Genomic DNA, 11329 nt, shown 5'->3' with positions numbered 1-11329 from the left:
CCACCACTGGGCGGTCGCAACATCACCATTGCTCTTGACCCCGCCTTCGCCAAACTTCGCAGGAAGCGGCATTTCCGGCGGTACATGATCCGGGCCGCTTACGCAGCCCGCCAACAAAAGCATCAACGCCGGTGTGGCATAACGAAGAGATACCATGCAATGTTCTTCCTGTAACTCGACCAAGTCCTAAATTTCTTGTCCGAAGCATCATGCTTCGCAATCGGCCGCGCTCCGTGCCAACGAGATACACCATGCCGAAGCAGTCGGCCGCAATGTAGCAATGAGTCTGGCGTTCGGGCAGTGTATTTTTATCACACTCCCGCCTCATTTTTGCGCCGCGAAAACACCCGGCGGATGACCACGAAGAAGGACGGAACGAAGAAGATCCCGAGTGCGGTTGCCGCCAGCATGCCGCCGAGAACGCCGATACCGATGGCATTCTGCGCCGCCGAGCCTGCGCCGGTCGCGATCGCCAGCGGCACGACGCCGAGGATGAAGGCGAGCGAGGTCATGATGATCGGGCGCAGACGCAGCCTTGCCGCTTCGAGAGTCGCCTCTAAAAGGCCCATCCCCGTTTCCATTCGGTCCTTGGCAAACTCGACGATGAGAATCGCGTTCTTCGCCGCCAATCCTATCGTCGTCAGCAGGCCGACCTTGAAGTAGACGTCGTTTGCCTGGCCAAACAGCGTTGCGGCTGCGAGCGCGCCGAGGACGCCGACCGGTACGGCCATGATGACCGAGAACGGGATCGACCAGCTTTCATAGAGTGCTGCAAGGCAGAGAAAGACGACGAGGACCGAGATCGCGTAGAGCATCGGCGCCTGCGAGCCGGAGAGCCGCTCCTGATAGGAGATGCCCTGCCATGCCACTGTATAGCCGCCACCAAGCTGCGCGGTCAGCGCTTCCATCTCGTTCATCGCGTCACCGGAGCTGACGCCCGGCGCCGAGGCGCCGTCGAGCGGGATGGCGCTTGTGGCGTTGAAGCGGGCGAGCGACGGCGCGCCCTGCGCCCATTCCGTCTTGGTGAAGGCGGAGAAGGGGACCATTTCGCCGGCCGTATTGCGGGCATACCAGTGGTCGAGATCGCTGGGCTGCATGCGGAACGGTGCATCGCCCTGCACGTAGACGGGCTTGATCTCGCCATTCAGCGTGAAGTCGTTGACGTCGCGGCCGGTGAAGATGATCGACAGCATCGAATTGACCGAGGCGATATCGACGCCCATTGCACCGATCTTTTCCTGATCGATGATGATCTTCATCTGCGGCTCGACTTCCTTGTTGTTGGAGCGCAGAGCGACGACCTTGCCGCTGCTGTTGCCCATCTGGATCAGCCGCTTGGAGGCGGCGTCGAGCGCCTGCGTGCCGTGGCCGCCGGTATCGACGAGATACATCGAGAAGCCGCTCGAGACGCCGAGACCCTGGATGGCCGGCGGCAGGAGGGCGAAGACCTGTGCTTCGCGGATGGCGAAGAAGTTCTTCAGCGCGCGGTTGACAACGGCCTGCGCATGCAGGTTCGGGTCGGTGCGCAGCGAGAAGTCCTTGAGCTTGGTGAAGACGATCGCGCTGTTCTGGCCGGAGCCGTTGAAGCCGAAGCCGAGGGCGCCGAAGACGGAATCGACTGCGTCCTTCTCGTTCTCACGATAGTAGTTCTCGACCTTCTCGACGACGGCCTGGGTCTGCTGGGTCGTCGAGCCCGGCGGCGTCGTGACGATGGTCAGCAGCACGCCCTGGTCTTCCTGCGGCAGGAAGGAGCTCGGCAGGCGCGCGAAAAGATAGGCGCAGCCGGCACCGATCAGCAGGAAGACGAGCATGACGCGGATCGGCCGCTTCAGGAGATAGCCGATGCTGCGGACATAGCCGTTGGTCGAGCGGGTGAAGTTGCGGTTGAACCAGTCGCCGATGCGGTTCTTCTTGTGGCCGTCGACGGGCTTCAGCATCGTGGCGCAGAGCGCCGGCGTCAGCACGATGGCGACGAGCGCCGAGAGCAGCATCGCCGAAACGATGGTGATCGAGAACTGACGGTAGATGATACCGGTCGAGCCGCCGAAGAAGGCCATCGGAATGAAGACGGCGGTCAGGACGAGCGCGATGCCGACGATGGCGCCGGTGATTTCGCCCATCGACTTCTCGGTCGCTTCGAGCGGCGAGAGCTTTTCCTCCGACATGATGCGTTCAACGTTCTCGACGACGACGATGGCGTCGTCGACGAGCAGGCCGATTGCCAGAACCATGGCGAACATCGTCAGCGTGTTGATCGAATAGCCGGCCGCCGCGAGGATGCCGAACGTTCCGAGCAGCACGACGGGCACCGCGATCGTCGGGATCAGCGTGGCGCGCAGGTTCTGCAGGAAGATCAGGAGCACGACGAAGACCAGCACGATCGCTTCGATCAGCGTGTGGATGACCTTCTCGATCGACAGCTCGACGAAGGGCGTGGTGTCGTAGGGATAGGTGATCTCGACGCCTTCAGGCAGCGAGCGGCCGATCGTATCCAGCGAGGCGCGGACGCGCTCGGCGGTATCGATAGCGTTGGCGCCGATCGCCAGATTGACGGCGAAGCCGGAAGAGGGCTGGCCGTTATAGCGCGAGGCGCCGCCATAGCTTTCCTGGCCGATCTCGATGCGGGCGACGTCGCTGAGGCGCACTGTCGAACCGTCCTTCTCGACCTTCAGGATGATGTGCTCGAAGTCGTCGACCGTGGTCAGCTGGCTCTGGGCGGTGATCGTCACGTTCAGCTGCTGGCCCTGCGTCGTCGGCTGGGCGCCGAGCGAGCCGACGGAGACCTGGGTGTTCTGCGCCTCGATCGCCGAAGTGACGTCGCTTGGCGTCAGCTGGAACTTCTGCAGCTTGTAGGGATCGAGCCAGACGCGCATGGCGTAGCCGGAGCCGAAGATGTTGATGCTGCCGACGCCTTCGAGGCGCTGCACCTGATCTTCGATCGAGTTCGAGATGATGTTGCCGAGATCGACGGACGAGCGCTTGCCGTCGGTCGAGACCAGCGATCCCACGAGCAGGATGCTCGACGTCGAGCGGGTGACGCTGATGCCGGCGTCGATGACGTCTCCCGGCAGCTGCGACTGCACCAGCTGCAGCTTGTTCTGCACCTGAACCTGGGCGATGTCGGCATCGACGCTGTTGCCGAAGGTCAGCGAGATGCTGGCCGAACCGGTCGACGAGGTCGAGGTCATGTAGGTCAGGTCGTCGAGACCGGTCATGCCCTTTTCGATGATCGTCGTCACCGATTTCTCGACGGTTTCGGCGCTGGCGCCGCGATAGGTGGCGTTGATGCGCACCGTGGTCGGGGCGATATCCGGATATTGCGAAATCGACAGCGTGTAGATGCCGAGCAGACCCGCGAGCATGATGGTGATCGCGATGACCCACGCAAAGATCGGGCGTCGGATGAAGAACTTGGCCATCAGTTTTATTCCTGTGCGGCTTGGATCACTATGAGAGGCGTCGCGACTTACTTCGCGGCGGGCTTCTGAGCGTCACCGGCCGCAGGCTGTTCGGCAGCCACGACCACACCGTTTTCATTGATTTTCATGGGAACCGGCTTCACCGGCATGCCGGGCGCGATCGACTGCAGACCGCTGACGATCAGCTGGTCGCCGTCCTTGACGCCCTGGTTTACGAGCCACGAATTGTTCGAGGGCGTCGCATTTTCGAAGACGCGGGTCTCGACCTTGCCGTCGCCGGAAATGAACTGTGCCGTCAGGCGGCCGTTGGCATCGCGGCTGGTCGCCAGCTGCGGCAGCGCGTAGGCGTCCTCCGAGCCGAGCTCGACCGTGGCGCGGACATACATGCCGGGCAGGATGACGCGATCGGGGTTCGGGAACAGCACGCGGATGATGAAGGTGCCGGTCGTCTCGCTGACGATCTGCTTCGACATGTCGAGCTTGCCCTGCTGATTGTATTCCTTGCCGTTCTCGAGGATCAGCCGGAAGGCAACATTCGCCTTGTCCTTGATGTCGCCCGCGGCCATTGCATCGCGAAGACGCAGCAGGTTGGTGCTCGATTCCGTCAGCGAGATGTAGATCGGGTCGAGCTGGCGCACCGTCGTCAGCGCCGTCGTTTGGTTGGCGGCGACGACGTTACCGATATTGTAGGCGGTCTGGTCGATGATGCCGTCGAAGGGGGCGAGGATCTTGGTGTGATCGAGATCGATCTGCGCCGAGGCCAGAGCCGCGCGGGCGGATTCGACTTCCGCCTGAGCCTGCAGCAGCGTCGTCTTGGCGGTTTCGTATTCGATCTGCGTCGCGCCGCTGCCGACGAGGCGCTGGTAGCGGTCGAAGTTGCTCTGGGCGCTCGGCACGCTCGCCTCGGCCTTGGCGATCGCGGCCTTGGCCTGTTCGACCGCGGCCGCATAAGGCGCGTCCTCGATCTGGTAGAGCACGTCGCCCTTCTTCACTTCGCCGCCTTCGCGGAAGGTGATCTCGCGGATGATGCCGCTGACCTGCGGGCGGATATCGGCCGTCTGATAGGCTTCGGCGCGGCCCGGAAGGATCGTCGTAACAGGATAATTGTCCTTGGTCAGAGCGACGACGCCGACGGGTGCGGCCTGCTGGGCGGCACCGGCGCCAGCGCCTGCTGCGCCCGCCTGCTTGTTGCCGCTGTCGCTGCAGGCGACCAGAAAGCCGCCGAAGACCAGAGCCGTGGAGAGGAGGAGAGCACGCCGTATCATTCTGAATTCCCTGGTGCGGTTGGCATATGAAGGATCAGCCGGAAACAGCCGGACGCGCCATGGAAGACGCTACGCGATCCGGATCAAACGCCATCATCCGAATTTAAGAAAAGCTTTCTGAAGTGACGTAATTCAGCAATCGTCACTTATCAAGCGCTATTTTGCAGTGCGGCATCAACAAAGCTGACGATGTCGTGTGCTTTGTGAACGAGCGTGTCCCTGTCGTCGCGGGCAATCAGCACGGGATGGAGCACGCAGGCCAGCACGTCGGCGACGGTGACCGCGGCATGGCCGGTATCGGTACATTTATAGCTTCCGGCGGCGACACCCTGCCGGATGATCTGCTCCAGACGATGTTCGATCCGCTCCCGGTAGCGGGTGCCGGCATCGAGCTTGGCCTGGATCGTCGTCAGCACCATTTCGAAGATATAGGGGTTATCCTGGATGTCCTGCAGATGGGAATCGAGCAGGCGCAGGACGAAGCGCTGCAGCTGCTCCTTGGCCGGCAGATCGCCATCGACGGCGCCGAAGCGCTCGGTCGCCGCGCCAAGGTGAATTTCGGCGATGGCATCGACCAGCGCCGTCTTGGAATGAAAATGCTTGAAGATATTGGCGGGGGACATGCCGAGTGCGGTCGCGATATCGGCGATCGACACGGCCACATAGCCGCGTTGACGAAACAGAATTTCCGCCATCGACAGGATGTCGGCTCTCGTTTCCTCGGCCTTCCGTCTCGGCCTGCGTGCCATTCAGCCCTCTGCCGGTCTTTGCCGGCATCCCCTTATTTCCCGAAATGCTAACGCGACTGCGGCCGCGCCCGCAAGCGTGCAAAACGCAATGCGGGTACGGCCGGGCGATCGTCAGGCGAAATAGGGCGCGAGATTCTGGCGCACACGGGCGAGAGGCGTTTCGCCGCTGTCATCGGCAATGAAGGCCTGGCCGGTGATGGCTTCGAAAGCTTTGATATAGACGGCGGAGGTTTGCTCGATCAGGTCGGCCGGGATTTCCGGGATCTCGTCCTTATAGGGATCGCAGCGATCGGCGACCCAGGCGCGGACGAAATCCTTGTCGAAGCTGACGGGGCGTCCACCGCTTTCGAAGGCGGCCTGATAGCTGTCGGCCAGCCAGTAGCGGCTGCTGTCAGGCGTATGGATCTCGTCGGCGAGAATGATGTTGCCGTCGGCGTCGGTGCCGAACTCGTATTTGGTGTCGACGAGGATGAGGCCGCGCTTGGCCGCCATTTCCTGGCCGCGGGCAAAAAGCGCCAGCGCGTATTTCGAGAGCGTGTCCCACTGCTCCTGCGTCAGCAGTCCGCGGCCAGTGATCTCGGCAGGCGTCAGCGGCGCGTCGTGACCGCCGTCGAATTCCTTGCTGGTCGGGGTGATGATCGGTGTCGGCAGGATCTGGTTGTCGCGCATGCCGTCGGGCAGGGTGATGCCGTACATCTGGCGCTCGCCCTTCTTATAAAGAGTGAGGATCGAGGTGCCGGTCGTTCCCGCGAGATAGCCGCGCACGACCACTTCGACCGGCAGGATGTCGAGACGCTTGCCGACGACGACATTCGGATCGGGATAGGCGATGACGTGGTTCGGGCAGATATCCTTGGTCGCCTCGAACCAGTAGCGGGCGGTCTGCGTCAGCACCTGTCCCTTGTAGGGGATGCAGGTCAGGATACGGTCGAAAGCGCTGAGGCGGTCGGTGCTGATGATGATGCGGCTGCCATCCGGAAGATCGTAATTCTCGCGTACCTTGCCGCGGTAATAGTTCGGCAATTCGGGGAAATGGGCTTCGGATAGGATTCGCACGGGCTCAGCATTCCTTTGTGGGAGAAGTTTATCCCTGCTCTAGTTTCATTGCGGGCGATGTCAAGCAAATGGCGTTCAAAGCCAGACGGCCGCGACAATCAGCACTGTCATTATATATCCAAGCAGCGCCAGCGGGCCACCGGCGCGCAGGAAATCCGAAACCCTGTAGCTGCCGATGCTCATGGCGAGCGTATTGTTGTGGTGGCCGAAGGGCGTCAGGAAATCGAGCGAGGCGCCGGCCGCGACGACGATCAGATAGGCTGCCGGCGGATGATGCGCGGCTTCTGCGAATTCGATGGCGATCGGGCTGAGCACGATCGCCACCGTCGCATTGTTGACGAAGGGCGTCAGCGCCATGGCGACGAAGAGCAGCACCGCCATTCCGGCGAGCGGCATCGAGATCGGCACCACGAGGCTCAGCCATCGCGCCACGACTTCGGCGGTTCCCGTCGTCTGAACGGCGGTGCCGATCGGGATCATCGCCGCAAGCATGATGACGATTGGCCAGTTGATGTCGGCCATCGCCTGGCGGATGTTCAGGAACCGGGTGACGGCGAGCGCAAAGACGACGATGGCGAAGGCGATCTCGGGTCTCAGGACGCCGAAGGCCGGGAGCAGCACACCGGCTGCGAAGATCGCGAAAGGATACCATGAGCCTTTCGAGCTGCCCGCCGATGGCTGGGTCGCAAGCGGCAGGCATTCGCATTCGTCCAGCGCCTCGGCGATCGCATCGCGCGTGCCTTCGAGCACCAGGATATCGCCGATCGACAGCTGCAGATCCTCGAAGCGTCCTTCGATGCGCGGCGAGCGCATGGAGATCGCGGTGACGGCAATGCCCCGATTGCGGAAGACTTCGAGCGAGCGGATGCGCGAGCCGATCAGCGTGCTCTCCGGCATGACGACGGCCTCGATGCGGGCGAAATCGGTCTGCAACCCGTTCGGATGCGCGGGCGCCAGTAGAGCGCCGCCGGCTTCGAGATCGGAAAAGACGCTGTCGGCGCCTTCGGCAAGCAGGGTGTCGCCGGGTTCGATCACCGATTTGGCGAGACTGCCGAACACGAAGCTGCCGTCGCGGATCAGCGCATGCGGCTGCAACCCGAAACTGTCAGGACAGTCCGACAGGCGTGTCCCGACCAGCGGCGAGGAGAACGGGATCTCGCGCTCGGCGACGATGCGGCGGGCGGCGGGCGCCGGGCCGGAAATTTCCTCGTCTGCTTCAGGGAACAGGCGGGTGACGAGGAAGGAAATGAGCAGGATGCCGGCTGCCGCGACTGGCAGGCCGGCATAGGCGAAGTCGAAGAAGCGGAAGCCTTGACCTGTTGCCTTTGCCAGCGCGTCGGAGACGAGCAGGTTGGCAGGCGTGCCGATCAGCGACACCAGCCCGCCGAGCAGGGCGGCGAATGAGATCGGGATCACCAGCTGGCGGCGCGGGATCTGCAGCACGGTGCCGACCCTCAGCGTTGCCGGCAGCATGATGGCGAAGGCGCCGATATTGTTCATGAAGACGGAGATGAAGCCGGTGATCGATGCCAGCGAGGCGATGACGGCAAGGTTTGACCATTTCGCCGATTGAAACCGCTGCGCCAGTCCATCGAAGAACTTCGCCTGCGCCAGCACCTGCACGATCAGCAGGATTTCGACGACGGTGATGACGACGGGGCTGGCGAAGCCGGAAAAGACCGCGTCGGCGGGATAGAGCTTCAGCAGGAAACCGGCGAGAAGGCCGCCGATCGCCACGACCTCGATCCGGAAGCGATCGAGGGAAAACAGGATGAGCATCGCCGCGAGGAGAACCAGCAGGGAGGCTTGCTCGACATTCATGGGCAGGCTCGCGTTGCAACCGTCAGCCGAATGTAGCGGCGTCTTGGCGGCTGTATAGAGAGAGGCGGAAGAAAGATCGCACAATCCTCAGCTTGAGGCCGAGCGCGGTCAGCGCTCATGGCGTCGGTGCGCGCCAACGGCCATCCGCGGTCTTTTCGAGGATCGGGGTGGCGAAAACGCCGGTGGTGCGGTCTAGCCACTGGCCACCGGCGGCGGCGAGCTTGCTGCGCCAGCGCCCGGATTGCAGCATGGCGGCGCCGATCGCCACCGGTTCGATGCCGCACTGATCGAGCAGGCCGAGGCCCGAGACGATCGACGTGCCGCTGGAAATGACGTCGTCGACAAGTGCGACACGGCGCCCTTCGAGCAGCGGCAGCATGCGCGGGTCTATATAGAGACGCTTCTGCTGGTCCGGCGTGGTGATCGAGGAAAGCGCGACCGAGAGGTCGTCACGGTACCAGAATTTGCGCGAGGTGCCGAGCGGCACATATCTGATATGGCCGAGTTTCTGGGCAACCGCGGCGGCAAGCGTCAGGCCGAGCGTCGGCAGACCGGCGATGATGTCCGGCTTGAACTGCTGCAGCCTGGCAGCAAGCGCTGTCGCCAGCGCATCGAGAACGGCAAAGCTCGCCTGGTTGACGATCAGCGAGGCCAAAGCATGCTCGCCATCGGCGAGAACGCGGATCGGCAGGCGCAGCTGGCGGCCGTCATCCAGTTCGGCGACATAGAAATGCGTGAAATCGCCAGCGGTCTCGAAGGTGCCGGGCGGGTGGAGTTCCTGCCAGAAGTCGTGGGGAGCGATCTCCATATGCCGTTCAATCCCGTCTTGTCTTTTCCATGCCGGTGCGCCGCTTGAGATCGCGGAGCTCCGTCTCTGTGAGCGCGCGGACGGCGCCCTTTGGCAGTTCGCCGAGTTCCAGGCCGCCGATCGCGACGCGCACCAGCCGCAGGCATTCGGTATCGAGGGCTTCGAGCATGCGGCGGATCTGCCGGTTGCGGCCCTCGTCGAGTTCGACCTCGATCCAGGAATTGCGGTCGCCGTTGCGCAGCGGCCGTGCCGAGGTCGCCTTCAGGAGCTCGCCGTCGTGGCGCACGCCGTAAGTCATTTCGGCCAGCAGCTCTGCATCCATGATCCTGTTGACCTGCACATGATAGGTCTTGGCGACATGGGTGATCGGATCGAGCAGGGTCTGGGCGAACTTGGTGTCATTGGTAAAGAGCAGCAGGCCTTCGCTCGCCTTGTCGAGGCGGCCGACCGGCGACAGGTGCGGGACGTCGAAATCCTTCAGGCAGTCATAGACTGTCGGGCGCCCCTCGGGGTCGTGACGGGTGGTCACCAGGCCGCGCGGCTTGTTCAGCATCAGATAGATCTTGTCTTCGGCGGCGATCGCCGTGCCATCGACCGAGATCTTCGCGGTGGCGATATCCACCCAGGCGCTGGTATCGGTGATCTTGCGGCCATCAACGAGGACGCGGCCCTCGGCGATCAGCCGTTCGGCCTGGGTTCGCGAGCAGAAGCCGAGCTTGGAGAGCGCGCGGGGCAGGGTCACCCGCTTGCCGCCATTGTCGGCGGCGGGCTTGGCGCGGTCTCGCAACTTCTGCGGGGGGCGCCGATCCCTCACTGCGCTGTCCTTGAAGCGTTCATGGAGCAGGTTCTTGGCACGAACGGAAGGATGGCGCCAGCGTGGGCGGGAGAAATCCAGAGAATTTCAGAGAATGGGGATATGCGGGCGCGCACGAATAGGTATCGGCGCGAAGGGCGCCGTGACGAAGGATTAGAGGGTCAAAAACCCATGATCTGCCATGCCAGTATCAATGATCGGCCGCAATCAATGATAGGCCAGGAAACCTGCAAGCTCCTGACGGCTGACAGTGATGCCGGCCGCCGCTTTGACCGGATCGGGATGCGTGTAGGACAGGCTTGCCATGTCGGGCAGGTCGAGTGCCTGCTGCATGTTCATGATGCCGATGGCGCGACGGCCGTTTACGCCGTTTACGCTAACCTCGACGATACAGTTCGTCTTCCGGTTTTCCATGATTAGTCCTCCCTCGTTATATGATCTAATACCTTGCATTAAAAATTGGTTTTTCTAAGACCTAAGTATTTACGGACCTTGGCGAATTTAAGGTCGCCAAGGTCCGCAATAAGTCATAATTATTGTGCGCCGCGGTATCAGCGCCACCAGTTGCGCTGCGGTGGTTGCTGCTGGCCGCTGACGAGATATCCGGCAAGGAAGCCGAGCGCGCCAACAAGTGCGAGCGCCGTGGTCGTGGCGGCCGGATGTTCGCGGGCGGCGCCTGCGGCGGCCTTTCCTTCGGCGCGGATATGGGCAACGGCATTCTTGGCGCGGGGCAGGGCGTCTTCATAGACCTTGCCGGCGCGATCGCGCACTTCGTAATAGGCTTCGGTGCCCTGGGCCGAAATCATCTTCTGCAGGCGCGAGACCTCCTGCTGGAGGGCGGCGATGTCCTTGCTGACGGACGAGCGGATGTCATCGGTATTGGCTGCCATCATGGTCTCCTTTCTTACAATCTGGAAAGAACACCGCAGCGGCGATTAGGTTCCGCGCTTCTGACGGGGACGGACAAGGCGCTTTATTCGGCCATTCTAATAGGTTCCGGGTCTTTATTGCCCTTCCAAAGGGTCCAGAAACCGATTTTTTGACCAGCTGATAAAGATTTTCGACGGCGGTGCGCCGTGAGGAGCAGGGGAGGGCTTGAACTGTGCATAAATTCCCCGAGAATTCCTCAACCGAATCAACCTGTTACAAAAATGTCAAAAAACTTGGTTTTGCGCTGTTGACTGTTTGTGAGGGATAGCCGTATAAGCCGCGTCACTGAACGAGGGCGGCGGCGCTGCTGGCGACGAATGGCTTCGTTCTAGAGAAAATCAAGCGGATTGGCTGTTTTGCTGGTTTGTGCTTCGAGCGGAAGTTTGGAGCGATTGATTTTGTGACGGCTTGGTGTCGTCAGTTATTTGACAATTGAAGATGAGAAGAAAGAGAAACGTGGGCGGCGG

Annotated in this window: 9 protein-coding genes and 1 pseudogene; all 10 read right to left on the bottom strand. The window is 62.1% G+C overall.

What is annotated here, in order from left to right:
* Window positions 1–156, bottom strand: a pseudogene (locus ACQZ5H_RS32530) (efflux transporter outer membrane subunit); the annotation flags it as partial.
* A gap of 155 nt (window positions 157–311) precedes the next feature.
* The gene (locus ACQZ5H_RS32525) at window positions 312–3419 is read right to left on the bottom strand and encodes an efflux RND transporter permease subunit (RefSeq protein WP_130284650.1); all 3108 of its coding nucleotides are present in this window, start codon (window positions 3417–3419) and stop codon (window positions 312–314) included.
* A gap of 47 nt (window positions 3420–3466) precedes the next feature.
* The gene (locus ACQZ5H_RS32520; protein WP_449100216.1) at window positions 3467–4684 is read right to left on the bottom strand and encodes an efflux RND transporter periplasmic adaptor subunit; all 1218 of its coding nucleotides are present in this window, start codon (window positions 4682–4684) and stop codon (window positions 3467–3469) included.
* 149 nt (window positions 4685–4833) lie between these two features.
* Complete coding sequence (locus ACQZ5H_RS32515) at window positions 4834–5433, bottom strand: TetR family transcriptional regulator (protein WP_112720542.1); 600 nt, start codon at window positions 5431–5433, stop codon at window positions 4834–4836.
* A gap of 111 nt (window positions 5434–5544) precedes the next feature.
* Window positions 5545–6489, bottom strand: a complete 945-nt coding sequence (locus tag ACQZ5H_RS32510) for a phosphoribosylaminoimidazolesuccinocarboxamide synthase (RefSeq protein ID WP_130284644.1) — start codon at window positions 6487–6489, stop codon at window positions 5545–5547.
* Window positions 6490–6564: 75 nt separating this feature from the next.
* Complete coding sequence (locus ACQZ5H_RS32505; protein WP_449100215.1) at window positions 6565–8310, bottom strand: SLC13 family permease; 1746 nt, start codon at window positions 8308–8310, stop codon at window positions 6565–6567.
* A gap of 115 nt (window positions 8311–8425) precedes the next feature.
* On the bottom strand, window positions 8426–9112 hold the full coding sequence (locus ACQZ5H_RS32500) for a phosphoribosyltransferase (protein ID WP_449100217.1): 687 nt from the start codon (window positions 9110–9112) through the stop codon (window positions 8426–8428).
* 13 nt (window positions 9113–9125) lie between these two features.
* Entirely contained in the window at window positions 9126–9932 is an 807-nt protein-coding gene (locus ACQZ5H_RS32495) for a pseudouridine synthase (protein WP_449100214.1), read from the bottom strand.
* Between the two features lie 207 nt (window positions 9933–10139).
* Window positions 10140–10346, bottom strand: coding sequence for a hypothetical protein (locus ACQZ5H_RS32490; protein WP_112720539.1), 207 nt, complete (start codon window positions 10344–10346; stop codon window positions 10140–10142).
* Window positions 10347–10483: 137 nt separating this feature from the next.
* On the bottom strand, window positions 10484–10822 hold the full coding sequence (locus ACQZ5H_RS32485; protein WP_112720538.1) for a hypothetical protein: 339 nt from the start codon (window positions 10820–10822) through the stop codon (window positions 10484–10486).
* Window positions 10823–11329: the final 507 nt, after the last annotated feature.

This window comes from Rhizobium sp. 21-4511-3d (assembly GCF_053522545.1).
The sequence above is the reverse complement of the archived record's forward strand: the minus strand, read 5'-3'. Positions and strand labels throughout refer to the sequence as shown.

Excerpts from the sequence above, each read along its gene's own strand:
- ACQZ5H_RS32490 (WP_112720539.1), bottom strand. The coding sequence starts at position 10,346 with ATGGAAAACCGGAAGACGAACTGTATCGTCGAGGTTAGCGTAAACGGC.
- ACQZ5H_RS32515 (WP_112720542.1), bottom strand. The coding sequence starts at position 5,433 with ATGGCACGCAGGCCGAGACGGAAGGCCGAGGAAACGAGAGCCGACATC.
- ACQZ5H_RS32485 (WP_112720538.1), bottom strand. The coding sequence starts at position 10,822 with ATGGCAGCCAATACCGATGACATCCGCTCGTCCGTCAGCAAGGACATC.
- ACQZ5H_RS32505 (WP_449100215.1), bottom strand. The coding sequence starts at position 8,310 with ATGAATGTCGAGCAAGCCTCCCTGCTGGTTCTCCTCGCGGCGATGCTC.
- ACQZ5H_RS32525 (WP_130284650.1), bottom strand. The coding sequence starts at position 3,419 with ATGGCCAAGTTCTTCATCCGACGCCCGATCTTTGCGTGGGTCATCGCG.
- ACQZ5H_RS32520 (WP_449100216.1), bottom strand. The coding sequence starts at position 4,684 with ATGATACGGCGTGCTCTCCTCCTCTCCACGGCTCTGGTCTTCGGCGGC.